The organism is Micromonospora sp. NBC_01699, from assembly GCF_036250065.1.
Classification (GTDB): Bacteria; Actinomycetota; Actinomycetes; order Mycobacteriales; family Micromonosporaceae; genus Micromonospora_G.
In genome coordinates this window covers 6,657,186-6,680,865 of record NZ_CP109199.1, presented here as the reverse complement: position 1 = coordinate 6,680,865, position 23,680 = coordinate 6,657,186, and the positions used below count along the sequence as shown (strand labels likewise).

The 23,680-nt window shown below is 70.2% G+C and carries 24 protein-coding genes, 1 tRNA gene and 2 pseudogenes; 19 read left to right on the top strand and 8 right to left on the bottom strand.

Annotation, left to right across the window (positions count from 1 at the left end; translation table 11 throughout):
• The first annotated feature begins 84 nt into the window (after positions 1–84).
• Positions 85–447 (top strand): VOC family protein, encoded by a 363-nt coding sequence (locus OG792_RS27295; RefSeq protein WP_329103607.1) that lies wholly within the window; start codon positions 85–87, stop codon positions 445–447.
• An 8-nt stretch (positions 448–455) separates the two neighbouring features.
• A complete protein-coding gene (locus OG792_RS27290; RefSeq protein ID WP_329111465.1) occupies positions 456–1,061 on the top strand; it encodes a DinB family protein in 606 nt (201 codons plus the stop codon).
• A 147-nt stretch (positions 1,062–1,208) separates the two neighbouring features.
• Here the strand turns inward: OG792_RS27290 and OG792_RS27285 are convergent, their stop codons facing one another.
• Together OG792_RS27285 and OG792_RS27280 are read right to left on the bottom strand one after the other, a co-directional pair.
• Positions 1,209–2,486, bottom strand: a complete 1,278-nt coding sequence (locus tag OG792_RS27285; protein WP_329103605.1) for an MFS transporter — start codon at positions 2,484–2,486, stop codon at positions 1,209–1,211.
• Positions 2,487–2,572: 86 nt separating this feature from the next.
• Positions 2,573–3,196, bottom strand: a complete 624-nt coding sequence (locus OG792_RS27280; RefSeq protein ID WP_329103603.1) for a hypothetical protein — start codon at positions 3,194–3,196, stop codon at positions 2,573–2,575.
• Positions 3,197–3,530: 334 nt separating this feature from the next.
• Between OG792_RS27280 and OG792_RS27275 the strand changes: the two genes are divergently transcribed.
• The 7 genes from OG792_RS27275 to OG792_RS27245 all read left to right on the top strand — a co-directional run bounded on the left by OG792_RS27275 (position 3,531) and on the right by OG792_RS27245 (position 10,302).
• Positions 3,531–5,447 carry a sigma-70 family RNA polymerase sigma factor gene (locus OG792_RS27275; RefSeq protein WP_329103601.1) on the top strand — a complete coding sequence of 639 codons (1,917 nt, stop codon included), beginning with the start codon at positions 3,531–3,533 and terminating at the stop codon, positions 5,445–5,447.
• A 482-nt stretch (positions 5,448–5,929) separates the two neighbouring features.
• Complete coding sequence (locus OG792_RS27270; protein WP_329103599.1) at positions 5,930–6,958, top strand: glycoside hydrolase family protein; 1,029 nt, start codon at positions 5,930–5,932, stop codon at positions 6,956–6,958.
• A gap of 112 nt (positions 6,959–7,070) precedes the next feature.
• A complete protein-coding gene (locus OG792_RS27265; RefSeq protein ID WP_329103597.1) occupies positions 7,071–7,706 on the top strand; it encodes a DUF305 domain-containing protein in 636 nt (211 codons plus the stop codon).
• 107 nt (positions 7,707–7,813) lie between these two features.
• A complete protein-coding gene (locus OG792_RS27260) occupies positions 7,814–8,332 on the top strand; it encodes a hypothetical protein (protein WP_329103595.1) in 519 nt (172 codons plus the stop codon).
• A gap of 130 nt (positions 8,333–8,462) precedes the next feature.
• Entirely contained in the window at positions 8,463–8,936 is a 474-nt protein-coding gene (locus OG792_RS27255; protein ID WP_329103593.1) for a MarR family winged helix-turn-helix transcriptional regulator, read from the top strand.
• Positions 8,937–9,049: 113 nt separating this feature from the next.
• Entirely contained in the window at positions 9,050–9,322 is a 273-nt protein-coding gene (locus OG792_RS27250) for a hypothetical protein (RefSeq protein WP_329103591.1), read from the top strand.
• 149 nt (positions 9,323–9,471) lie between these two features.
• Positions 9,472–10,302 carry an FkbM family methyltransferase gene (locus OG792_RS27245; protein WP_329103589.1) on the top strand — a complete coding sequence of 277 codons (831 nt, stop codon included), beginning with the start codon at positions 9,472–9,474 and terminating at the stop codon, positions 10,300–10,302.
• 257 nt (positions 10,303–10,559) lie between these two features.
• Here the strand turns inward: OG792_RS27245 and OG792_RS27240 are convergent.
• Positions 10,560–10,635 (bottom strand) — tRNA-Arg (locus tag OG792_RS27240).
• Positions 10,636–10,803: 168 nt separating this feature from the next.
• Here OG792_RS27240 and OG792_RS34830 point away from each other — a divergent pair.
• Positions 10,804–11,070, top strand: a pseudogene (locus OG792_RS34830) (hypothetical protein); the annotation flags it as partial.
• Positions 11,071–11,596: 526 nt separating this feature from the next.
• Here the strand turns inward: OG792_RS34830 and OG792_RS27230 are convergent.
• Positions 11,597–12,622 (bottom strand): annotated as a pseudogene (locus OG792_RS27230) (alpha/beta hydrolase); the annotation flags it as partial.
• Between the two features lie 179 nt (positions 12,623–12,801).
• On the opposite strand from OG792_RS27230, the gene ssb reads away from it, so the two are divergent.
• Entirely contained in the window at positions 12,802–13,695 is an 894-nt protein-coding gene (ssb, locus tag OG792_RS27225; protein ID WP_329103586.1) for a single-stranded DNA-binding protein, read from the top strand.
• 70 nt (positions 13,696–13,765) lie between these two features.
• Here the strand turns inward: ssb and OG792_RS27220 are convergent, their stop codons facing one another.
• Together OG792_RS27220 and OG792_RS27215 are read right to left on the bottom strand one after the other, a co-directional pair.
• A complete protein-coding gene (locus OG792_RS27220; RefSeq protein WP_329103584.1) occupies positions 13,766–14,047 on the bottom strand; it encodes a hypothetical protein in 282 nt (93 codons plus the stop codon).
• Entirely contained in the window at positions 14,044–15,264 is a 1,221-nt protein-coding gene (locus OG792_RS27215; RefSeq protein ID WP_329103582.1) for a helix-turn-helix domain-containing protein, read from the bottom strand. The genes OG792_RS27220 and OG792_RS27215 overlap by 4 nt, the downstream gene beginning before the upstream one ends.
• 221 nt (positions 15,265–15,485) lie before the next feature.
• On the opposite strand from OG792_RS27215, the gene OG792_RS27210 reads away from it, so the two are divergent.
• The gene (locus tag OG792_RS27210; protein WP_329103580.1) at positions 15,486–16,244 is read left to right on the top strand and encodes a helix-turn-helix transcriptional regulator; all 759 of its coding nucleotides are present in this window, start codon (positions 15,486–15,488) and stop codon (positions 16,242–16,244) included.
• Positions 16,245–16,247: 3 nt separating this feature from the next.
• Positions 16,248–16,718: an NUDIX hydrolase gene (locus OG792_RS27205; RefSeq protein ID WP_329103578.1), complete on the top strand. Its 471-nt coding sequence runs from the start codon at positions 16,248–16,250 to the stop codon at positions 16,716–16,718.
• Here OG792_RS27205 and OG792_RS27200 read toward each other — a convergent pair whose 3' ends face one another.
• Complete coding sequence (locus tag OG792_RS27200) at positions 16,719–17,267, bottom strand: HD domain-containing protein (RefSeq protein ID WP_329103576.1); 549 nt, start codon at positions 17,265–17,267, stop codon at positions 16,719–16,721.
• Positions 17,268–17,335: 68 nt separating this feature from the next.
• Between OG792_RS27200 and OG792_RS27195 the strand changes: the two genes are divergently transcribed.
• The 3 genes from OG792_RS27195 (at position 17,336) to OG792_RS27185 (ending at position 19,318) form a co-directional block, all read left to right on the top strand.
• The gene (locus OG792_RS27195; RefSeq protein ID WP_329103574.1) at positions 17,336–17,728 is read left to right on the top strand and encodes a hypothetical protein; all 393 of its coding nucleotides are present in this window, start codon (positions 17,336–17,338) and stop codon (positions 17,726–17,728) included.
• A 116-nt stretch (positions 17,729–17,844) separates the two neighbouring features.
• Positions 17,845–18,906, top strand: a complete 1,062-nt coding sequence (locus OG792_RS27190) for a helix-turn-helix domain-containing protein (RefSeq protein ID WP_329103572.1) — start codon at positions 17,845–17,847, stop codon at positions 18,904–18,906.
• Between the two features lie 73 nt (positions 18,907–18,979).
• A complete protein-coding gene (locus OG792_RS27185; protein WP_329103571.1) occupies positions 18,980–19,318 on the top strand; it encodes a PPC domain-containing DNA-binding protein in 339 nt (112 codons plus the stop codon).
• 9 nt (positions 19,319–19,327) lie between these two features.
• Here OG792_RS27185 and OG792_RS27180 read toward each other — a convergent pair whose 3' ends face one another.
• Positions 19,328–20,113 (bottom strand): class I SAM-dependent methyltransferase, encoded by a 786-nt coding sequence (locus tag OG792_RS27180; protein ID WP_329103569.1) that lies wholly within the window; start codon positions 20,111–20,113, stop codon positions 19,328–19,330.
• Positions 20,114–20,160: 47 nt separating this feature from the next.
• Here OG792_RS27180 and OG792_RS27175 point away from each other — a divergent pair, with 47 nt between their 5' ends.
• From OG792_RS27175 to OG792_RS27165, 3 genes are all read left to right on the top strand, one after another.
• A complete protein-coding gene (locus OG792_RS27175; RefSeq protein WP_329103567.1) occupies positions 20,161–20,718 on the top strand; it encodes a helix-turn-helix transcriptional regulator in 558 nt (185 codons plus the stop codon).
• A 339-nt stretch (positions 20,719–21,057) separates the two neighbouring features.
• A complete protein-coding gene (locus OG792_RS27170) occupies positions 21,058–22,077 on the top strand; it encodes a cobalamin biosynthesis protein (protein ID WP_329111464.1) in 1,020 nt (339 codons plus the stop codon).
• Positions 22,074–23,657: a cobyric acid synthase gene (locus OG792_RS27165; protein WP_329103565.1), complete on the top strand. Its 1,584-nt coding sequence runs from the start codon at positions 22,074–22,076 to the stop codon at positions 23,655–23,657. The genes OG792_RS27170 and OG792_RS27165 overlap by 4 nt, the downstream gene beginning before the upstream one ends.
• Positions 23,658–23,680 lie beyond the last annotated feature (23 nt).

Below are 23,680 nucleotides of genomic sequence, written 5' to 3'. Positions count from 1 at the left end.
TCGTTCACGAGCGATGATTCTGCCCCATCACGGCGGTCTTCCTTATCGACCGAGCAATACCGGGCACTGCCAGACAAGGACGCCATGACTCAGACCGGACACAACCCGACACCCGCGTGGTTCGACATCTCCACCCCCGACGGCCCCCGGGCGCACCGCTTCTACCAGGACATGTTCGGCTGGCCGGTGCACGTCCTGGACGGCACGTACGCGCTGGTGGGCGGGGATGGCGGGCCACCGGTCGGCGGGATCGGCCAGGCCGGCCCGGACAGCCCGTACACCGGGATCGTCGTCTACTTCCGGGTCGACGACGTCGATGCCGCGCTCGCGCGGGCCGAACAGCTCGGCGGAACCCGGACCATGGACCCGGTCAGCGTGCCGGGGCAGGGGCGGATGGCCGTGTTCGGCGACCTCGACGGCAACCCCGTCGGACTGCTGGGACCGTGACCGTGACCATGACCGATGCGGAGCTGAAGGCCGACTTTCACCGCTACCTGCGGGAGGCCCGCGAGGCCCTGGTCTGGAAGCTGGAGGGGCTCTCCGAGTACGACCTCCGCCGGCCGCTGACACCGACCGGCACCAACCTGTTGGGGCTGGTCAAACACCTGATCAGCGTCGAGCTGCTGTACCTGGGATTCGTCTTCGGCCGGGACTTCGCCGAACCGGTGCCGTGGTTCCGGCCGGACCTGGGGCCCGACGCCTTCGCCCCCAACACGGACATGTGGGCCACCGCCGACGAGTCCCGCGAGTACGTCGTCGACCTTTACCAACGGGTCTGGAAGCACGCCGACGCCACGATCGAGGAGTTGGCGTTGGACGCCACCGGCCTCGTGATGTGGTGGCCGGAGCAGGACCGGCGGGCGACACTGCACCGGATCCTGGCCCATCTGATCGCCGAGACGCACCGGCACGTCGGACACGCCGACATCGTCCGCGAGCTGATCGACGGGGCGGCCGGACTACAGCGGGACGAGAACTTCCTGCCACCGGGTGACGAGGCGTGGTGGCAGGACTACCGGAACCGGTTGGAGCGGGTGGCGGAGCAGGTCGGCCGGAACTGACCGGTACCGGCGTGTGCGGGTCGATCCGGGAAGGCCGGGCCGCGCGGGAACCGGCTCGGACCCTGGTTATCGGGGGTGGTCCGGGCGAGGTCCCGTACCCGGCTTTCCCGGGTCGACCGACGGTGACCGACGGGTACCGGTCGGCCGTCACCGCCGCGCCACGTCCGCCACGCCCCGGTCGGACCCGATGCCCGGTTCGACCGGGGCGGAGTCCCCGGCCGGAGTGGAGTCCCCACCCCGTGGGTCGTAACGGCGGGTCAGCACCCAGCCGCCGGCCAGCAGCGTGCCGAGTGCCGACACGCCGAGCGGGATCCGGTAGTCGAGCAGGGCCAGCAGCCCGGCCCCGGTCAGCAGGGTGAGCGAGGTCGGCGCGAAGACGAGCGAGTTGGCGGTGGCGGCGACCCGGCCGAGCAGTGCGTGCGGTGTCTGCCGCTGGACCGCGGTCATCGCCGCGATCACCGTCCATGGCAGGCCGACACCGATCAGTAGGGCGCTGACCAGCACCGCCGGGGTCCACGGCAGGCACCGCAGGGCCGTACCGGCGGTGAGCAGCAGCGCGCCCCAGCCGGCGAGCGGCAGTTCGCCGTACCGGTTGAGGAACTGGCCGGCGAGCAGGCCGCCGGCGATCGACCCGACGCCCTGCACCGAGGCGAGTACGCCGAGGAAGGCGACCGGCTGGTGCAGACCGTCGTCGACCACCGCGTACTGCACGGCGGTGCCGAGTCCGGCCATCAGCATGCTGACCGCGGCGACCAGCACGGCCGCGCGCAGCGGTCGATGCGACCGCAGGAAGTCCAGCCCCGACAGGAAGGAGCGCTTCGTTCTCGTCTTGACGGTGGAAGGGGCGGCCCTGCCCGGTGGTGCGTTGGTGGTGCGGACGGCGGCGTACAGGGCTGCGGCGACGGCCAGCAGGGTCGCGGTCAGCACCGCGACCGCCGGGCCGCCGACGCGGGTGAACAGGGCGGCGCCGACCAGCGGGGCGACCAGTTTGGTGCCCTCCTGGGCGGTCATCCGCAGGCCGTTGAGCTCACCGAGCCGCTCGTCGGGCAGCGCCGTCGGAAGCACCGCCGCCTCGCCCGCGTCCAGCAGTACGTAGCTGACGCCGTAGCCGAGCATCACCGCGTAGAGCAGCCACAACTGGTCGGCGGAGCGGACGACGAGCAGCAGGAGCAGCAGTCCGGCCAGGATCAGGCTGGTCCAGACCAGCAGGGGTCGGCGGGGCAGCCGGTCGACCAGCGCACCGAGTAGCGGCCCGGCCAGGCTCGGCAGGAAGACGCACGCCCCGGCGATGGCGGCCAGGCTGGCCGAGCCGGTCAGGTCCATCGCCCACAGCCCGGCGGCGAGCGACATCGCCGTACCGGCGAAGCCCGCGACCAGCGAGACGCCGACGAAGAGGAGTGTGTTGCGGTCCCGGAGCAGTCGCACCCTGAGCCTCCCCAAGCTTGAGTCGAACAGGCTCAATCCTGGGTGAGGCCCGGTACGGGTGTCAAGCCGGGTACGCCGTGCCCGCCTCAGCCTCCGGGCACCGGCCGGGCGGCGTCGACCGCCCGGCGCAACCGGTCGAGTGCCGTACGCAGCGGTTGCGGCAGTGGTTGTGGCGGCGGGGTCGCCGTCATCGCGTCCAGATCCGCCATTGCCTCGATGACCAGTGCGAACAGCGCACCCGGTGGAGCCGTGCGGGCCGCCTCGACGCTGGTCCGGGCCAGCGCCGCGCGCGGGTGCCGGGCATCCCAGTCGGGGTCGGCGTCGAGCTGCCGGTACGCGTTGACGGTGGCCGTCCGCAGGCGCCGGATCGCTACCCCGTACGCGTTGTCAATTGTTCGTTGACGTTGTGGCGTGTTGCGTACCTGGACCGGATCCCGACCGCCCTCGGCCCTCAGCCGCAGCCAGCGCTGCTCGGCCGCCTGCCGACTGGCCAGGCCCAGCGCGGCGGCGATCCGGGCCCAGCTCGTCCGTTGCTCCCGCGCCGAACCGATCAGCACGCGCTCGATCCGATCCAGATCCGCGCGTACGCCGTCCAGCAGCGCCAGCGCCGCCAGCACCTGCTCCGGGCTCGGGTCGGCGGCGGCCGCGGTGGTCGCCAGGGTGCGGTGGTCGCGCAGCGACCGGCTCGGCCGCTCGGCGGGATCTGCCATGCCCGTGATGCTCCGGCCGGTCGCCGAAAATGTCAACGGATCATTGCCATCGGTGAGCCGGTGCCGGCACCGCCGCAACCGTCCCGACCTGCGTCGATGGCCGCCCGCACCGGGGTTGACAGGATGTTCGAGAGTTGCCTAGCCTGCGCCGACCGACCGGCCGGACCCGCGCCCTGAATTCGCGGAGGTTTTCGTAATCTTCCGGGCCCGTGCCAGTCTCCTGACAGGGAGAGGTCGGACGAAGTCCGGCCCAACGCGCCCTGACGCTCGGGCGCCTCGCCACAATCGGGCGGACAGCCGCACCGGCGGTCAGATCGAAGGGGAGTGAGACGCCATGTCCGGAGTCGGTCGGGGCGTACCCGATACCGGAATGGTCATCGCGGCCCAGCGCGGCAGTCAGCACGCGCTCGACGATCTGGTGGCGGACTCCCTGCCGCTCGTCTACAACATCGTCGGCCGGGCGCTGCGCGGTCACGTCGACGTTGACGACGTGGTCCAGGAGACCCTGGTACGGGTCGTCCGGCACCTGTCCGACCTGCGTGACCCCGAGGCGTTCCGGCCCTGGCTGGTCGCCATCACGATCCGTCAGATCCGCAACTGGGAGCAGCACCGCCGGACCGCGCTGATCCGCGACGCCGGGGTGGAGGCGATCCACGAGGTGCCCGATCCGGCCGCCGACTTCGCCGAGGTGACGATCCTCCGGCTCGGCCTCACCGACCAGCGCCGCGAGGTTGCCGAGGCGACCCGCTGGCTCGACTCCGACGACCAGGAACTGCTCGCCCTCTGGTGGCTGGAGGAGACCGGCGAACTCGACCGGGCCGACCTGGCCGCCGCGCTCGGACTCAGCGCCAGCCACGCCGCCGTACGGATCCACCGGATGAAGGAGCAGATCCAGACCGCCCGTACGGTCGTCCGGGCGCTGCGCGGTCGGCCCGGCTGCAACGAGTTGCGCGGCATGACGGCCGGCTGGAACGGCACCCCCACCCCGCTGTGGCGCAAGCGCCTGGCCCGGCACGTACGCGACTGCGTGGTCTGCGGCCGTTACCGCGAGGACTTCCTCCCGATCGACCGGCTGCTCGCCGGCCTGCCGCTGCTCCCGCTGCCGGCGAACTTCGGCAACCAGTTCGCCGCTGCCGCCGCCACCCACGCCGGCGCGGCCACCCCGCACGCCGCCGCCACGTCACACCAGGTCGGCGCCGGCAGCGGTACGCCGTTGACACCCGACCCGTCCACCGTCGACGCCCCCGGCTGGCTGGGCAACCTGTTCAGTGGCGGCCTCGGTAAGGCGGCGGTCCCGTTCGCCGCCGCGGCCACCGTGACCGCGCTGGTGGCCGGGGCGCTGGTCGTGACCAGGCTGACCGGCCCGCCGCCGTCGTCCGCCGCGCCGCCGGCGGCCGAGGCACCACTGAACGCCACCGCGACCGTCGCGCCCACCCCGTCGCCGAGCGTGTCGCCGAAGGTCACTCCGAGTGCCAAGCCGAGCAGCAAGGCGCCGGCCGTCGGACCGGCGGTGTCGTCGGCGAAGAAGGGTGTCTCGGTCTGGGACTTCAACGGTGCGAGTCAGGCGCTGGCGAACTCCAAGGCGAGTTGGTACTACAACTGGAACACCGGGCATCCGGGGATCACCACCCCGCGCGGGGTGACCTTCGTGCCGATGATCCGGGCTTCGACCAATGTCACCGCCGCCGAGCTGGCGCGGGCGAAGGCGGCCGGGCCGTACCTGCTCACGTTCAACGAGCCGGACATGGCGGAGCAGGCGAACATGTCGCCGGAGGCGGCGCTCGACCTGTGGCCGCAATTGGTCGCGACGGGTGCGACGTTGGGGAGTCCGGCGGTGGCGTGGGGCGGTGCGGACGCGGGTGGTTGGCTGGACCGGTTCATGTCCGGTGCGAAGGCGCGCAACCTGCGGGTCGACTTCATCGCCCTGCACTGGTACGGCGGCGACTTCAACACCACCAACGCCGTCAACCAGCTCAGGCAGTACATCCAGGCGGTCTACAACCGCTACAAGCTCCCGATCTGGCTGACCGAGTTCGCGCTGATGAACTTCGTCAACGGCGGCCAACGTTTCCCGACCCAGGAGCAGCAGGCCGCGTTCGTCACCGCCTCGGCGAAGATGCTCGCCGGTCTGCCCTTCGTACACCGGTACGCCTGGTTCGGTCTGCCGGCCACCGACAGGGACCAGTCCGGACTGTTCCGTACCGGTACCGAGGCGACCGCCGTCGGCCGCGCGTTCCAGGCTGCCGGCTGATTGCGCGCGGGGCGGCGGTCGACGTGCCGCCGCCCGTGCGACCGTCATTTTTCCCGCGCGCTCGCCGCACTGTGGCAGACCTTTCACGGTCGCATCGATCAAACCAATCATCGCGCCCGTGGATGACCGCGGCCGGCAATTCCTCGTGCTCTTCGTGGGATTGGCCACAAATTCCGTAATCGAAGCCGCGAGGCGTGGGCGGGGTTCGGTGTGCCGCTCATCCGGTGACCATTGCCGTGCCCGTACCGGCCCGTCGTGACCAGCGCTTATGTGTTGTCGACGGGTGGCCGTCCGACTTGTCGTCCACCCGTGGTGAGCGTCGTCGGATCCGTGGGATTACAGATTTAAGGTGAAGATAAAGCGCGGCCGTACGGGCTGATACGGGGCCAGGAGTTAAGTGAAAGATAAGGGATCCGAGTCGAGTTCGTCGACCCTGTCCACGTATTGTCTCGGGCGGAGAGAGAAAGGTGTGTGCCCACCGTATGACCACACGACCCATCCTCGGAAGACTTCGACCCGTCACCGCTGTTCTGTTGCTCAGCGCCGTGTTGTTCAGCGGTTGTGCGGACACGTCGGGCGTACCCGGAGCCGCCGGTCCGGACGCGTCCGCCTCGGCGGAGACCGGCTCCGGCCCGGCGGGCACGGCCGGGCCGTCCGGTTCGCCCGGTGTGCCGTCCGGGTCGCCCGTCCCGTCGCCCACCGTCAGCACCTCACCGAAGGTGCCGCCGACGGCCAAGCCGACCACCAAGCCTCCGGCCGGCGGTCCGGCGGTGTCGTCGGCGAAGAAGGGCGTTGCCGTCTGGGACTTCAACGGCGCGAGTCAGGCGTTGGCGAACTCCAAGGCGAGCTGGTACTACACCTGGAACGCCGGCCACGCGGGCATCACCACGCCGAGCGGGGTCAACTTCGTACCGATGATCTGGGGTGCGAAGAGCGTCAATCCCGGCGAACTCGCCAAGGCCAAGGCGGCCGGGCCGTACCTGCTCGGTTTCAACGAGCCGGACATGGCCGAGCAGTCGAACATGTCGCCCGAGGCGGCGCTCGACCTGTGGCCGCAGCTGGTCGCCACCGGCGCCACCCTGGGTAGCCCGGCGGTGGCGTGGGGCGGTGCCGACGCGGGCGGCTGGCTCGACCGGTTCATGTCCGGTGCGAAGGCGCGCAACCTGCGGGTCGACTTCATCGCCCTGCACTGGTACGGCGGCGACTTCAACACCACCAACGCCGTCAACCAGCTCAGGCAGTACATCCAGGCGGTCTACAACCGCTACAAGCTCCCGATCTGGCTGACCGAGTTCGCGCTGATGAACTTCGTCAACGGCGGCCAACGTTTCCCGACCCAGGAGCAGCAGGCGGCGTTCGTCACCGCCTCGGCGAAGATGCTCGCCGGTCTGCCCTTCGTACACCGGTACGCCTGGTTCGGTCTGCCGGCCACCGACAGGGACCAGTCCGGACTGTTCCGTACCGGTACCGAGGCGACCGCCGTCGGACGAGCCTTCCAGGCCGCGGGCTGAACTGACGCGGGCTGGACTCACGCGGGCGGCGGTCCACCTACCGCCGCCCGCCCCGCCCCGTTTCGCCGGGTCCGTCCTACCGCCGCGCGGAGAGAGAAAGGGTGTGCCCCCTATGACCACCGCCCGTACCCCGAACTACCGACTTGTCGGCGCCGTCGCGATCCTGGTCGCGACGGTGCTGGCCGTGGCGCTGGTACAGGGTTGGGGGCGGGACGGATCGCGGGCGAGAGCGGACCAACCGGCGGTGAGCGCGACCCGACCGGCGACGACGCCGGCAGCGGTCGAACTCGGCGGGACGGATCTGGCGTACCTCCAGCTGATGGTTCCGATGAACGACAGCGCGCTGGCCTTCTTCTCCTACCTCGACACCAGCGAGGCCGCCCCGCCGGCCCTGCGTGACCTGGCCGGTCGGCTCGCCGGGACGCACCGGGCCGAGGTGGGCGAGATGCGGTCGCTGCTGGCCGCCGGCAACGTGGTCGAGGAGAACATCCACGAGGGCCACCAGATGCCGGGCATGGTCACCGAGTCGCGGGTCGCCGACCTCAAGCAAGCACCGGCCGCCGAGTTCGCCACCCGTGCGGCCACCCTGGTACGGGAGCACCTGGCCCAGAGCGTGCTGTTGTCCAAGGGGGAGCAGGAGTCCGGCGGCAGCGACCAGGTCAGGGCCCTCGCCGCCGGGGTGGAGCGGGCCCGTAACGCCGAACTTGCCGAGCTGGCGGCACTGCCGGGAGGCTCGGCGGCGGGCTGACCGGACCGGTCGCGCGACACACCGGCCCTACCCGTCCGTTCGCACACCTGTCGGGTAACTTCGACCTCTGGCCCTGGCAGTACCACCGGACAGGAGAAGTTTCACGCATGGGTAGAAAGACCGTTCACGTCTCCGACTTCAGCGGCAAGGTCCTCCAGTCCGACGACGAGGTGGTCCGCGTCATCGTCCTGGAACATCCCGACCTGGTCGCCGGACCCGTGCAGTTGGAGGCCCGGTCGGTCGAGGTGGAGAGCATCGACGACGCGTCGCTGGACGTGGCGATCGTCGAGATCTACGACAGCCACGGCGGCGGTGAGCCGCGCCGGGTGGTGCTCACGGCCAGTGAGTTCGACACGTTGGCGACCGACGTACCGATGGCGCAGTTGCTCAGGACCGCGGAACGGATCAAGCCGCCGAGGGCGGCCAAGAAGGCCGTTGCCGACCGGCTCGACTACGCCACGCTGGAGCACGCCGGCAAGCCGCACCGTGGCAAGACCACCGACGAAGAGGCGCAGCTCGTCCGCGAGCACCTGGACGAGATCAACAAGCGGCTGGCCGACGAGGGCATCCGCCAGATCGACCCGGCCGATCCCGAGCACGCGGCCCGGTACGGCTTCCCGGTCTGAGCCACCCGCACGACGGCACACCGCCGGCCGGGTACCGCGCGTACCCGGCCGGCGGCGTCTGTCGGGCCCGGTAGCCTTCGCCCCGAGGTGCGGTGACACCGGGTACGGGTGAGCGAGCGGGGGAACGGCGATGGGTGACGGGCGGGAACTGGTCGACCCGTTGGCGCTGGAGCGGCAGATCTGTTTCGCGCTCTCGGTCGCCTCCCGGAACGTGGTGGCGATCTACCGGCCGCTGTTGGAGCCGATGGGGCTGACCCACCCGCAGTACCTGGTGATGCTGGCGCTGTGGCAGACCACACCGCTGTCGGTCAAGGCGCTCAGCCAACTGTTGCAGCTCGACCCCGGCACGCTGTCCCCGCTGTTGAAGCGGCTGGAGGCGAACGGCCTGATCCGGCGGGAGCGGGACCCGCAGGACGAGCGGGTGCTCGCCGTGGTGCTGACCGAGTCCGGCCGGGTGCTGCGGGAGCGGGCGGAGCGGATCCCGCCGGCCGTGGTCGAGCGGCTCGGCATGGAGCTGGACGAGTTGCAGCGCCTGCACGAGTCGCTGACCCGGCTGATCGGCGCCACCCGGGCCGTCGGCGACGGCGGTACGCCCACGGGCTGAACGGCCGGCGGGATCGGATCGATCACAGTCCCGGCCCCTTGCCCGAGAAGTATTTGGTGTGCAAACTATTGGTGTACCAAATATCGGGGCGTGACGACGGGAGTGTGGTCGGCGTGGGCGGATCCGGAGCGAAACGACCGTTGCTCGGCCGGGTGGCCGGGCAGGACCGGATGTTCGACTTCCTGTTCAAGATCCTCGGGCCGCCGACGGTGGAGAACGCCGTACAGGGCACCACCGCTGAGGCGCGCGAAGGCTGGCGGCGCGACCTGGCGGCCCGCAAGCGATACAGCGCCGAACAGCGGGCCAGGCGCGAGGAACGCCGGCGCGACAGCCGCTCCTCGACCCCCTTCCTCGCCCCGGCCAACCCGGCGAAGCCGATCGACTGAGCCGCCTGACCGGCGCCTTCCGCTCGCCGTACGGTCGATCGGGTCCACGACAGAGCGTCACCTTCCGGCTACCTGCATCGTTGCGGTGAGGGCGCGTACTCCGTGCGCGTGATTCAGGCGAGCGGGCTGGAGCAGGAGGGAGGCGAGGCGTGGCCAACTTCCGGTCGGTCCTACGACAGGCGTTCCACATCTCGGGTGGACAGCGGGTACGCATCGTCGCGCAGCGGACGGCGTTGCGGGCGCGGTCCGGTGCGTTCCGCAACGAGATCGGCGTACGCATGCACGCCGATCCCGCCGACATCCGGGGCGTACTGCTCGCGATGTACAACGGAAACCTCGACCGGAGCGCGGTCGCCACCTGGCGCCGGCTCGCCGGGGAACTCCGCCCCACCGTCGCCCTGGACATCGGCGCCAACTACGGCGAGGTGGCCTTCTCCACCCGCTACCACCGGCGGCTGCGCCAACTGCACCTGGTCGAGCCGAATCCCGTGGTGCTGCGCCGGCTGCGCGAGACGGTACGGCACACCGCCGAGGACTACCCCCAGATCGTGCTGCACGAGGGCGCCGCCAGTGACGAGGCGGGGACCGCCCGGCTGAACTTCCACAAGCACTCCGGGGTCTCCTCGCTGCGTCTGCCGAGCGACCGTGGCGTGTCGGTGGACTGCTTCCGGTTGGACGAGCGGATCACCCTCGAACCCGACGACTCGCTGCTGTTCAAAATCGACGTCGAGGGACACGAACTGGCGGCGTTGGAGGGGATGGCCGGCCTGCTGCGCGGTCGTACGGTCGCCGGCATCTGCGAGGTGATGCACGCCGACGACGAACTGCTCACGTTCCTCTGCGAGCGGTTCACCGTCAACATCATCCGGGCTGGTGTGGAGCAGGCGGTCGACGTACACGGGCTGCGGGACGCGATCACCGGGGCTCGCGCCACCGGCTGGGCCGGACTGAGCAAGGACGTCGTCCTGCGCTCCGGATAGTGCGCGCCGAACCACCAAAGGGCCGGCTGCGGTACGCCTCGCCCCCTGGGCCAGGTCGAGTGGGCTGTACCGGCGGTGACGTCGGCACAGCCCACCTCGGTTGATCGGATCAGCCGGGGCGGCGGGGCCTGACGGGGTGCACGCGCGGAAATTTTTTCGCGATCGGGTTTTGGTCACGGTGAGTCATGGAGTCGGCACGGAAGGTCTGGAAGCGAGTCGCTCCTTCCTGGCTTGACTGCTCCTGACCTGCGATTTTCTGGTGCGCCCGGTAGGGATCGAACCTACGACCTTGGGATTAGAAGTCCCCTGCTCTATCCGCTGAGCTACGAGCGCCTGCTGTGTTCGCGCGCGAGAAGGGTACCCGCGCTGCCGGACGGTTGTCCGGCTGGACGGGGGTCGCCGGCCCGGCCAGCACATACTAGGTTTTCACGGGTGCAGGTGACGAGCACCCAGTTTTTGCCGCTGCTTGTGTCGACTGTTGATGAGCAGCTCGGCGGGGACATGCTGCTCGACGAGTTCTCCGACGACATAGGCATCGCCTACTCGTTCGGCCCACCGTACGGTGAGCGCCTGGTTACCTGGGCGGACCTGGAGCGAAGCGGGGTCGGGCGGCGGGCCCTGCGGCGTACCGCGATGCAGAACCTCGACCTGGCGATGAGCCGGCTGCGGATCTCCGGCCAGCCGCCGGCGCTGCTGCTCTCCTTCGACGGCCTGGAGTCCAGCGTGCTGCTGGTCGACGAGTTCTGGAACGACCTGCAACAGTCGGTCCCCGGTGAGCTGGTCATCGGCGTCCCGGCCCGGGACGTGGTGATCGTCACCGGGTCCCAGTCACGGCCCGGTCGGGAGAAGGCACGCCGGGCGGTGGACCGGGTCTTCTTCGCCGGTGACCCGCACCCGCTCAGCCGTGACCTGCTGGTCTGGCGGCAGGGGATGTGGTTGCCGTTTCATCCGGCGGCGCCGACCGCCGGATCGGCTCGTCGGGTGGTCCAGCAGCCACCCCGGCCGCCCTACCAGCCGTCACCGGAACGCCCGGTGCCTCCTCCGGCGACGGAACGGCCGGGTCCCCGGCGGAGCGCCGAACAACCGGGTCCGCAGCCGCCGACGGAACGGTCGGGTCTGCGGCCGGTGGGCGAGCGGCCGGGTCCGCGGCCGGGAGCGGATCGACCGGCGTACGAGGAGTCGAATCGGCCGGCGTACCCGCCGCCGGGGCGTTCGGGGTACCGGGAGCCGGCTCGGCTGCCGTACCGGCCCGTGTCGGTGCAGCCGGAGCCGGTGCCGTACGGGGAGCCGGACCGGGCGGAGCCGTCGGAGCCGGAGCCGGCTGCGGAGTCCGGTCCGGTGGTGCGCTGGTCGGAGTCTCCGCAGCCGGGGGAGTTCGGGCGAGGAAGGCGTCGATCCACCGATCCACCTCGCTGAAGAGCTGCTCGCGTATTGCCGGGCTGGACAGGGTCAGATCGTGCAGGCCGCCGTCGAACCGGACCAGGGTCACGTGCCGTCCCAGCATCGGTGCCCACCGGGCCATGTCCGCCACGTTGAGCACGGTGTCCGCGAGCGTCGCCGACTCGTGCCAGGTCGTGCTCCGGAGGCTGCGCGTCGACGAGGTGAGCAGAACCGGTACGGAGATCGCCAGCCCGGTCTGCACCTGCCGCTGGGCGCGACGGATCGCGGCCAACCAACCGGCCCGTACGGGGAAACCGCCGAGCGGCTTCCAGGTCAGGTCGTAGGTCCACTCGCCCCGGTGCTCGGTGTGCAGGCTCTGCCCGTACACCGGGGAGAGCGCGATCGGGATGACCAGGTACGGCATCCGCCGGGCCAACTGGGCCACGGCGGCGGCGAGCGGCCTGCGGGCCAGCCACGGCGCGTTGAGGTCGAAGAACGGGCTGTTCAGGAACAACCCGTCAACGAGTCGGCTGTCCCGCCTCGCGTGCGTCCAGAGGGCCCCGAGCAGGCCGCCGGTGGAGTGTCCGTTGACCAGGAGGGTGTGGTTGCCGTCCTGGTTGCGGATGATGTCGGCGGCGGCGTCAAGTTCGGGGAAGTAGTCGGTCAGGTCGAGGCAGAAGTTGGGCGTCTGGTGCGGGAGCAGGCTGCGGCCGTACTTGCGCAGGTCGAGCGCGTAGAAGTCCCAACCGCGTTCGACGTAGAAGTCGGCCAGGTGGGCCTGGAAGAAGTAGTCGGCGAATCCGTGCAGGTAGAGCACGGCGCGACCGGTGGGCCGGTCGGCCCGACGGCGGACCAGGGTGGCCCGCACCGGCCCCTCGTCGTCGTGCCCGAGATCGATCGTCTGGCTCTCGTACGCTCCGCCGAGCACATCGGGTTCCACGGGCTTGACGTTATCTCGACATAGCACATTCGCGCTTGATCAGGTCTTTATCCACCGGTCGCCGGGTTGTCCACAGGTCGCGCCCGGCCGGTGGCGTCACGGCTGCCCGCCCGCCAGGCTCGACGGCGAGTCGACTCGCAGCCATTCGCCTGATTCATCGTGAAAGCTATGGAGAGAGAATGTTCGACACCTATGTAACTGTCGTGGGTAATGTGCTCACCGCCCCGGAGTGGCGGCGTACCAACCAGAGCGGCACGCTGGTGACCAACTTCAAGGTCGCGTCGACCGCGCGCCGGCTCGACCGGGAGAGCGGACGCTGGGTCGACGGCAACAGCCTTCGGGTACGGGTCAACTGCTGGCGCAAGCTCGCCGAGGGCGTCGCCTCCTCGGTGATGACCGGCGACCCGATCGTCGTGGTCGGCCGGATGTACACCCGCGACTGGGTCGACGACGCCGGTAACCACCGCACCATGTACGAGATGGAGGCGGTCGCCGTCGGTCACGACCTGTCCCGGGGCCGGGGCAAGTTCGCCCGCAACCGCCCGACCATGACCACCAGCTCGATCGAGGACGCCGAAGCCGAGCAGCGGGTGCGGGGCGAGGAGACCGCACCGGTGCCGGACGCGCAGGCGCCGGCCCGGCCCGACGACCGGCCGCTGGACGACGAACCCGGCTACGCCCCCGTACCGGTCTCGCCGGCCCCAGGCTTCACGCCCGGCCCGGGCTACGGCACGGGTACGGGCTACGAGCCCGACACCGGCTACGGCCCCGGAACGGGCTACCCGTCCGACAGTGGCGAAGCCGCCGGAGACGGTGCCACCCAGCGCTTCCTGACGCTGCGCGACGAGTTGCCGAGCCTGCCGCCCGCCGACGACCCGACTGGGTTGCCGGCGGAGGAGGCTCCAGCGGGTGAACTGCGGGACGACGACCGGCCAGCCGGGCCGACCGGGGACGGGTTCACCGGTGACGAGCGGCTGCTCGGTGGCGAACCGGCGACGGGTCAGGGGGCTGACGACAGGTCGGGCAGCGGTCGTGCCCGGCGTGGGCGCAGTCGGGTGCCCGTACCGGCCTGACCGGGGCGGTCCGTCGGTGGTGGGGTGTGTGAGCACCGGGTGTGCTCGCCGCCCCACCTCGGCCGGAAGATCAGACCGACCGCAACCGGCGCCGCACCGGCGGGTCGTGGACCCAGCCGACGAACCGGGTTTCGGCCTGCTCGGCGGTCAGGTTGTCCAGGTCGGCGGTTGCCTTGTCGCGAAAGTGCCGCATGAACGTCGTGAACCGGTCGCGGTCGTTGCGGTAGAGCGACCACATGCGGCGCTTGAAAACCTGACACGGCCACTCCTCGCCGTCGTCGCGACAGCGCCAGTCGGTGCCGGGGCGGTGCGGGGCGCCCATCGGGGCGCCGTCGCCCTGGTCGTCGCTCACACCCTGGCCCCCATCCGGTCGGCCAGTTCCGCGACCAGCGCGGGTGGGGCGCCTCTTGTGCCTCGCAGCACCGCCGACATGATGTCCCGCGCCATCGGCCGCGAGCGAATCTCGGCCGGGGCGTGCTGGTCGCCTTCGAGGAGGGCGTCCCCGGCGCGGGCCATGTCGCCGACCAGGAGGTAGCCTCGGGCGACGTCGAGCAGGGCGTGGGCGCGGCGCTCGGGCATCAGCGCAGCGAACGGGCGCGGTGGTAGGGCGTTGTGAGTGGCGATGGCCTGTCGGCCGTCGCCCAGTTCGACGGCGGCCGCCGTACGGTGAAGTTCGACGTTGGTCGGGCCGAAGGAGGTCCGGTACCGGTTGTCGTCCCTGCCGAGGGCGGTCGCCGCTACCTGCGCCTCCCGCAGCAGCTCGCGAACGCTCGGGTTGTCGCCCAGGTGTGCCGCCGCCATCGCCCCCTGCAACAGCAGCGACCCATAGACGGAGACCCGGTCGGCATCGGCCCAGGTGGGGCCGTTCGGGGCGAGGCGGTGCGCCATGACGATGTTCGCCTCGAACGCCGCGCGCACATCACTCGCCGCGAGCAGCGCGTTGGCGAACCTGGTCGTACCCGTACCGGCCAGCAACGGATCGTCAGCCCGTAACGCGGCGTCGATCGACCGCTCGGCGGCGAGCCGGGCCAGATCGTGGGCGCCGAGCTTGCGGGTCACCGACGATATGACCTGGTAGACCTGCCCGACCAGACTCGCGGCCCGAATTCGGTTGTCCCCACTGTGGTAGCCCTCGGCGGTGTGGACGTCACGCAGCAGGCGCGGCAGCGCGTGGACCAGCACGTCGTAGCGGCCGTACTGACAGGTCAGCCACGCGTGGGTGACCGCCTGTTCCAGTTCGTGCAGTAGCGGTCCGGTACGGGAGGTTCCCAGGTACGCGACCGGCGCGAAGCGGGAGAGCGTACGCCGGATCCCGTCCAGGTCGATCGGCTCGGTCGGGGTCACCCGGGCGGTGTTCTCCCCTCCGCCGAGCAGCACGTCCACACTGATCCCCAGGGCCCCTGCGATCGTGTGCACCACGGAATATTTGTCCAACCGCCGCTCGCCCCGCTCGACCTTGTCGACCCAACTCTTCGACTTGCCGATCCGGTCACCGAACACCTGTTGCGACATCTTCCGACGACCACGCCAGTACGCCACCCGCCGCCCGATCGGCAGCTCGTTCTCCACCGGTCAGTCCTCCGGGTTCCGCCGTACGCGACCGGACACCCCGACCGCGAAGAATTCCGATGGGACGGGCATCGTCGCGGCACAATTCGCAGTGGTTGACATCGGCTCGATCATGTCCATTACTTTCCTGAATTCACTATCGAAGGAGCACCACAGCACTGGACAACCTTGGACGTCCGGTCATAGATTGAGTCGTCCCTAGACGTCTCTCGGAGGTTGGCGTGCCAAATGAGCGTCTGCGCGATGCCATGCATCGGAAGCGCCTTACCCCAGGTGATCTCGCTGTTGTGACCGGAGTTGATCCGAAGACGGTCGAGCGGTGGATTACGCGGGACCGCATCCCATATCCCCGACATCGGTACGCGCTCGCCGCGCATCTCGGCGAGACTCAGACGTACCTGTGGCCGGATGCCCTGCTGCCGGGGCGCGCCGCCGAAGTCAGTGAGTCGGAACTGATCCAGATCTATTCACGCCGTGTGGCGGTGCCCGTCGAACTATGGCGACGGCTGCTGACAACGGCAGGTCAACAGATCTCGATCCTGGTGTACGCCGGGCTTTTCCTGCCTGAGCAACATCCAAACCTGGTCGCCATCCTGCGGGAGCGGGCTGAGTCCGGTGCGAGAGTGCGAATCCTTCTTGGAGATCCAGATTCGCCGGAGGTCGCACAGCGCGGCGCGGACGAGGGAATCGGTGACGCAATCTCGGCGAAGATCCGCAACGTCCTCGCCTGGTACGGCAAACTCGATGGCGTTGAGGGAGTCAGCCTGGGTCTGCACCGGACGACGCTGTACAACTCGATCTACCAGTTCGATGACGAGATGCTGGTCAACCCGCATGTCTTCGGATTTCCAGCCGCTCACGCGCCGACGCTTCACCTTCGTAGGCTTGCCGGTGGAGACCTGTTCAACCTGTACGCCGACAGCTTCGACCGAATCTGGTCCACCGCCCGGCCGCTGCGCGAGCACCGAGAGGCGCTGTAGGACATGGCACGAACCGAATATTTCCACGATCCCATCGCTCCCAAGCCCAACAGCATCGTCGTCGCGGTCACCGCCTTCGTACTCGATGACCAAGGCAGGGTTCTACTCATCCGGCGCACCGACAACGAGCTCTGGGCGCTGCCGGGGGGAGCCCAGGACTTCGGGGAGTCGATCGCGGAGACAGTGGTCCGTGAGACGAGAGAGGAGACCGGCATCGTCGTCGCGGTCACCGGGCTGGTCGGCACCTACACCGATCCGAACCACGTCATCGCGTACAGCGACGGCGAAGTGCGGCAACAGTTCTCGCTCTGCTTTCGGGCTCGCTACCTGTCCGGAGAGCCGACCGAGAGCGATGAGTCATCCCAGGTCGCATGGGTCGATCAAGCCGTTCTGGACGATCTGAGCATCCATCCTTCGATGCGCCTACGCATCGACCACGGGTACGCGAACCTGCCTCAGCCGTACATCGGCTGATCACAGCGCGGCGAGACGCGCCTCGGTCCGCCGTACGGCCGCGACAATGTCGGGTTCTGCTCGGTCGATGAAGCGGGTTACCAGGTCGTCGGGGCCGTAGCGGGTCCGGATCTCGATCAGACGCTCGAACACGTCGAGATCCTGTCCATCAGGGCCGGTAGTCGCGTCGCAGTACCAGAGCGCGTCGGCGGTCGGTGACTCTTCCCGTCGGAACTCGGCATCCAACGCGCCGGCCAGTCCTCGCTCCTCTGCTTCGAGTATCGCGCAGGTATGGTGCGCGACCAGGCAGGCGACCCGCTCGCCGAGGCGACGCGACCGCAACCACCGCGCACCGTCCAACGGGTGGAACCCGCTATGTGCCAACGGCGGGGCGTACCCGATGTCGTGCAACCAGGCTGCCGCAATCAGCACGTCCTGATCCGCCCGGTCCAGCATCGCCGAGACGCGCTCTGCTTTCGCAGCCACCGCTTTCACATGTGCCCACCGTCGAGGCAGCGACTCGCTCAGCATGGATGTGGCCAGGTCACGTGCCTGCGTCGTCAATTTCACACCGGCAGACTACGGATCAAGGGCTGCGCCCACACCGGTTGTGGCTCGGGGGCTACACGTCTTACTTCGTGTGGCTGGACGTGCCGGACGGGGGCGCTAGCCTCGCCGACCGGGTGGCGTCCGGTGCTGACGTTCGGTTCCTCCTAGGCGACCCGGAAAGCCCGGCAACGGCTGAGCGTGAGCGGGTGGAGGCGTCACCCCTGACACTCTCGACCCGGATCGCGATCACACAGGCGGAGATCGGCAAGCTTCCGGCCCCGCCCGAGGTCCGGTTGACCGACAGGCACCTGGCCCTGTCCGTGTGGGTCTTCGACGATGACCTGATCGTGGCTACTCACATTGGAGCGTTACTCGGGCAGGAGTCCGTGACGATGTATCTTCGGCGCCGGCAGACTGGTGGCGCTTTTGACCGTTATTGCGAACACTTCGTGACATTGTGGGAGGACGCCCGGCCGGGCTGATCGCGTCGAATGGCCGACGCTTTCGGGGCTGCTGCCAATGCGGGTGCGTCCAGTCTCGTGATCGTGGCGTTAGGCTCGGAAGGCATGCCTTCAGAACCCCTCAGGAAGGGCGGCCGGTGAGCGATCTCGGCGCGCGGCTACGGCAGGCTCGAACCGAGGCCGGCGTCACGTTGGCCTACATCGCGGCCCGGTCGTGTTACTCGGCTACTCACCTGAGCAACGTTGAGGCCGGTCGCCGGACCGCGACGGACGATGTCGTGCTCGCGTACGCGCGGGCGTTGGGAGATGCGGACGTGAACCGCAGGCAACTACTCGCAGGCGTGGTCGGCCCTGTTGCGGCCAGCGAACTCATCAGGTCTGGTTTCAGCGCTGCTCTCAACGGCCGAGGCGCTGAAGAGGACTGGCAGGAGCGTGTGGCGCAGTACGGTCGGGACTACATGGAGATTGGCGCGGACGCACTCCAGAGTCGACTCGCGGGCGACCTCGTGATCATGCAACAGCACCTGGACACGCCCCTGATGTGGGCGAGCGCGGCGCGGGCGCTTGCGGTTTACGGGAAGACCACAAAAGACCCACGCGAGGCGGTCAGGTGGTACGACCTCGCGGCGACGGCAGCCGACCGGTCCAGCGACCTGGGCGTCCGGGTGTGGGTCAGGGGACGGGCGGCAATCGCGCTCGCCTACGAAGGGGCGGCGCTCCCTGTCGCCAAGCGCTATTCAGACGAGGCAATCGGGCTCTCCGACCGGCCGTCACTCGGGCGTCTCAATGCGCTTATGGCACGCGCTCATGTCGCGGCCGGGCGCGGCGACCTCACCGGAGCGATTGCGTCGGACGAGGATGCTCGGCGGATATTCGACCGGGTCGCGTCCGACGAACTGATCTCGGATTTCGCCGTGCCCGCCTGGCGGATGGCCACGTTCCGGTCGATGCTCTACGCACGGCTCGGGATAGTTGGGCCCGGCAGCGGGGCTCAAGACGAAGCGGACCGACTACGGCCCGCGTCCCTGACGCGGTTCGCGACCCATATCGAGCTACACCGGGGCCTGATGATGGCCAAGGCCGGTGACAAGGCAGCCGGCGTGACACATGCCCGGCGAGCGTGGGCGGCGCTGCCGACAGACCGACGGTCACAGACCCTCGGCCTCGTCCTGCAAGAGGTCGAGCGGGCGGGCCGGTGATGGTCTGCCGCTGGGGTCGATCGGTTCGGTCAGATCCGGTGGTTGATCATCCGGTGACTTCCGGGAGGCCCCGATGATCCTCGTTTCCGTCCGGCCCGGCCAGGAAGTCGTGTCCACGCTGAAGGCCGAACTACGGGCGCGCGGTGTGACGGATGGTGCGGTCGTGTCCCTGATCGGGGCGGTGGAGGGATGTTGTATCTCGACCATGGCGGCGGATGACCACGCGAAGGACATCCTCACGGAGTATGCCGAGCCATTCGAGTTGTCCGGCACGGGTGAGATCAAGGATGGGACCGTGCATCTTCACGTCGTACTCGGCGGGGAGGGTGACGAAGCGAAGGCGGGTCACCTCCACTGGGCGAAGGTTGAACACTTCTTCGTCAACGCGTACATAGTTCCTCTTGAGGGGTAGTCGCCGGGGCTAGCGACGGGCCAGCCAGATCGTCCGTTCGGTGCGTACGCTGAGGTCGTCGCGGTCGCCAAGGCCCGCGACAACCTTGTTCAGGGCCGCGAGATCGGACGACGACAGCCGCTCGTCCAACCCATGGCGCATCCGGAGCAGGCAGACCTCGGCATACCGCGCGGTGGCTGCGGGCAGCGGCGGCCGGAGGTCGATGTCGATGTGTCGCTCGGTCACCGCCTTGAATCCGGCTTGGGTGATCCGGTCGCCCCAGTTCTCGTGCATGTGCAGGCCCGCCTCGGCCCGACGTTTCGCCATTTCGGCGTGACCGCGCTCCTCCACGCCCTCGTCCGGGGTGCCGGCCAGGAAGTGCGGGAACGAGTCCAACTCGGCGATCACCAACAGCCCACCCGGCCGCAGCGCACCGAATGCCGATGCGAGCGCACGGCCGGGGTCGCCCATGTGGTGCATCGAGGATGCGGCCCAGATCACGTCGGTCGGTCCGAAATCGGGCCAGGGTCGATCGAGGTCGGCCTCGATGGTTCGGATCCGCTCGCCCAGCCCGGCGGCGTCGGCCCGGCTGCGCAGGTGGGCCAGCATCTCCGGGGACAGGTCGACTGCGGTGATCTCGGATCCGGGCAGTTCCCGGGCGAGGGCGAGGGAGCCGGTGCCGCTGCCGGCCCCGAGGTCGAGGACGCGAGGCCGGTCGACGGCCTCCCGGCCGACCCAGCCGATCAGGTCGCGGTGGTATTCGTGCAGGACCTCGGCGTCCAGGTCGAGCATCTCGATCAGGTGGTCGTGTGCCATGCGTCGACGGTAGCCGCCCGTTGCGGTATTGGCATAGTGTCTTGCGTATGAAGCAAGACGACGACCTGGAGGCCCTGGTCCGGCAGCGGATCCGCGGCCTGCGAGTGGCCCGCGGCTGGTCGCTGGACGAACTGGCCACCCGCTGCCTGCTCAGCCCGTCCACGCTCAGCCGAATCGAGACCGGCCACCGGCGGATCGCCCTGGACCAGCTGGCCGCGATCGCCCGAGCGCTGGGCACCACGCTTGATCAGCTGGTCGAGTCGGATGCCGACGACGACGTCGTGATCCGCCCGCATTGCAACGATGAGCGCGGCATCACCACCTGGCTACTGTCCCGGGACAGTAGCCAGACCGTCGCCAAACTGCGGGTCACCCGTGAGGTGCCGGCAGAGCTGCGGGTGCATCCGGGACGTGACTGGTTCACCGTGCTCTCCGGCACGATCGTGCTGCGTCTCGGCGAGCGAACGATCCTGGTGGGGGTGAACGAGGCAGCCGAGTTCTCCACGATGGTCCCCCACGCATTTGGCGCGCAGGGCGGCCCGGCCGAGATCCTCTGCATCCTCGACCACGAGGGCGAACGCAGCCACCTGGGTCCTGAGCACTAGTTGCTGGTCAGCGCCGTCACCGGATTCCCACCGCCGCCGGCTGCCAGCGTCTACCCGGGCCGCGCACCCATGCGTCCTGCGGCCTTCGGCGGCGACCTGCCTGCTGGGCCGGACGATTCGCTCCCACCGGGCGGCGCCGGCTCGACGGGCAGGTGCACCCGCAAATGCTTCCGGCCTGAAAGCGGAGTGCTCGCCGCCCCGTCGCGTCCGGCAGGCATCCGCTGGCTAGGCTGCCGGCCGGGGGTGGTCGGAGTGCGACCGAAGGCGATCGATCGTCGGATCGAACGGCGGGACGGAACCAGCGTGCCAAGATCCAGAGCCCGCGCGAGCGGGTCGTGGCTGGGCAGTGGCACCGCCAACGCGGCCGGGCTGGCCGCCGGTTACGCACTGGACGCACTCTTCGGCGATCCCCGCCGGCTGCATCCGGTCGCGGGGTTCGGGCAGGCCGCCGCCGCCCTGGAGAGCCGGCTCTACCAGCCCAACCGGTCCGCCGGTACGGCGTACGCGGCGCTGGCGGTGGGCGTACCCGTGCTCGTCGCGGTGGCCGCGGCGACCGCGACCCGGCGCCGGCCGGTGGCCCGTGCGGCGCTGGTCGCGGCCGGCACCTGGACCGTGCTCGGCGGGCGGACCCTGCGGCACGAGGCGACGGTGATGAGCCGGTCGCTGCGCCGGGGCGACCTGCCGGCGGCCCGGCAGCGACTCGGCCACCTCTGCGGTCGGGACCCGTCGACGCTGGACGAGCCCGAACTGGCCCGCGCCACCGTCGAGTCGGTCGCGGAGAACACCTCCGACGCCGTGGTGGCGCCACTGGTCTGGGGTGCCGTCGCCGGCCTGCCCGGACTGGTCGGTTACCGGGCGGTCAACACCCTGGACGCGATGGTCGGACACCGGTCGCCCCGCTACGAGCGCTTCGGCACCGCCGCCGCCCGCCTCGACGACCTGCTCAACCTGGTGCCGTCCCGGCTGACCGCGCTGCTCACCATCGCCGCCGCCCCCTCCGTACGCGGAGACCGGGCGCGGGCCTGGCGGGTCTGGCGCCGGGACCGCAACGATCATCCCAGCCCCAACGCCGGACAGTGCGAGTCCGCGATGGCCGGCGCGCTCGGCGTACGGCTGGGCGGGCGCAACGTCTACTTCGGGCGCTCCGAGGTGCGGCCCTTCCTCGGGGACGGCCCCCGGCCGGAGGCGCGGCACATCCGCCGGGCGGCCAAGCTCTCCGGCACGGTCGGGCTCGGTGCGCTCGGCGTCGCCGTGGCGTACGCGATCACCGCCCGACCCCGGCGGGCCGTGCTGGGCGGTCTCGGCCGGGTCGTCGGCGCGACCGCGGTCTCCTCCCGAGCACGGCGGAAGCCGCGGTGAGCGGCGGGCTGCTCGTCGCCGGCACCACCTCGGACGCGGGCAAGAGCGTGCTCACCGCCGGCATCTGCCGGTGGCTGCGTCGACGGGGGGTCAACGTGGCCCCGTTCAAGGCACAGAACATGTCCAACAACTCGGCCGTGGTGGTCGGGCCGGACGGCCGGGGCGGGGAGATCGGCCGGGCCCAGGCCATGCAGGCCGCCGCCTGCGGACTCCCGCCCGACCTGCGGTTCAACCCGGTGCTGCTGAAGCCGGGCAGCGACCTGTCCAGCCAGGTCGTGCTGCTCGGCGAGGCGCTGCGCGAACCAGCCGGGGACGCGGCCGAGCGGGCCGGTACCGCCTCGATCACGGCGACGAACTTCCGGGCGCTGCGGCCCCGGCTGGCCCGGACCGCGTTCGCCGCCCTGGCCGAACTGCGCGCCGAGTACGACGTGGTGATCTGCGAGGGCGCCGGCAGCCCGGCCGAGATCAACCTGCGGGACACCGACTACGTCAACATGGGCCTGGCCCGGCACGCCGAACTGCCCACCATCGTGGTCGCCGACATCGACCGGGGCGGTGTCTTCGCCTCACTGTTCGGCACCGTCGCCCTGCTCGACCCCGCCGACCAGGCACTTGTCGCCGGATTCGTGATCAACAAGTTCCGGGGGGACCTCGGACTGCTCCAGCCCGGCGTCGACATGCTCGCCCGGGTCACCGGCCGACCCACGTACGGGGTGCTGCCCTGGGACCGTGACCTGTGGCTCGACGCCGAGGACTCGCTCGCGTACGACCGGTTGCTCGGTCGGCCGGCACCGCCGCTGGGCACCGAGTGGCTGGACGTGGCGGTGATCCGGCTGCCCCGGATCTCCAACGCCACCGACCTGGAGGCGCTCGCCACCGAACCCGGCGTACGGGTCCGGCTCACCGTCGAGCCGAGCGAGGTCGCCGCCGCCGACCTGGTGGTGCTGCCCGGCACCAAGTCGACCGTGGACGATCTTGCCTGGCTGCGGCGTACCGGCCTCGCCGACGCGGTGCTCGCGCACGCCGGGGCCGGTCGCCCGCTGCTGGGCATCTGCGGCGGGTTCCAGATGCTCTCCCGAGCCATCCACGACGAGGTGGAGAGCCGGCGCGGCACGGTCGACGGGCTCGGGCTGCTCCCGACGGAGATCGCCTTCGCCCCGCGCAAGACGGTGACCCGGTCGGTGGGCACGGCCTACGGTTCACTCCCGGTGCACGGCTACGAGATCCACCACGGGTACGTCTCCAGCGCCGACGCCGACCTGCCACCGCTGCTCACGTACGCGGACGGGCGGGCGGAGGGGGCGAGTGTCGGTGCCGTCCTCGGCACCCACTGGCACGGCGCGTTCGAGTCGGACGGGTTCCGCCGCCGGTTCCTGACCGAGGCGGCCCGGTTGGCCGGTCGGCACGGCTTCCGGGTCGCGCCGGACACCTCCTTCGCCGCCGCCCGGGAACGTACCCTCGACCTGCTCGGCGACCTGGTCGAGGAACACCTGAACACCGAGGCCCTCTGGCGCCTGATCGACTCCGGCGCCCCCACCAACCTCCCCTTCATCCCTCCCGGCGCACCCTCGGCCGCCTGAACACCCCGGCGGTATCGGGACAG

Bases quoted from the DNA above. Each gene is read 5' to 3' on its own strand.
- OG792_RS27295 (WP_329103607.1), top strand. From the start codon at position 85: ATGACTCAGACCGGACACAACCCGACACCCGCGTGGTTCGACATCTCC.
- OG792_RS27290 (WP_329111465.1), top strand. From the start codon at position 456: ATGACCGATGCGGAGCTGAAGGCCGACTTTCACCGCTACCTGCGGGAG.
- OG792_RS27280 (WP_329103603.1), bottom strand. From the start codon at position 3,196: ATGGCAGATCCCGCCGAGCGGCCGAGCCGGTCGCTGCGCGACCACCGC.
- OG792_RS27275 (WP_329103601.1), top strand. From the start codon at position 3,531: ATGTCCGGAGTCGGTCGGGGCGTACCCGATACCGGAATGGTCATCGCG.
- OG792_RS27270 (WP_329103599.1), top strand. From the start codon at position 5,930: ATGACCACACGACCCATCCTCGGAAGACTTCGACCCGTCACCGCTGTT.
- OG792_RS27265 (WP_329103597.1), top strand. From the start codon at position 7,071: ATGACCACCGCCCGTACCCCGAACTACCGACTTGTCGGCGCCGTCGCG.
- OG792_RS27260 (WP_329103595.1), top strand. From the start codon at position 7,814: ATGGGTAGAAAGACCGTTCACGTCTCCGACTTCAGCGGCAAGGTCCTC.
- OG792_RS27255 (WP_329103593.1), top strand. From the start codon at position 8,463: ATGGGTGACGGGCGGGAACTGGTCGACCCGTTGGCGCTGGAGCGGCAG.
- ssb (WP_329103586.1), top strand. From the start codon at position 12,802: ATGTTCGACACCTATGTAACTGTCGTGGGTAATGTGCTCACCGCCCCG.
- OG792_RS27205 (WP_329103578.1), top strand. From the start codon at position 16,248: ATGGCACGAACCGAATATTTCCACGATCCCATCGCTCCCAAGCCCAAC.
- OG792_RS27185 (WP_329103571.1), top strand. From the start codon at position 18,980: ATGATCCTCGTTTCCGTCCGGCCCGGCCAGGAAGTCGTGTCCACGCTG.
- OG792_RS27180 (WP_329103569.1), bottom strand. From the start codon at position 20,113: ATGGCACACGACCACCTGATCGAGATGCTCGACCTGGACGCCGAGGTC.
- OG792_RS27175 (WP_329103567.1), top strand. From the start codon at position 20,161: ATGAAGCAAGACGACGACCTGGAGGCCCTGGTCCGGCAGCGGATCCGC.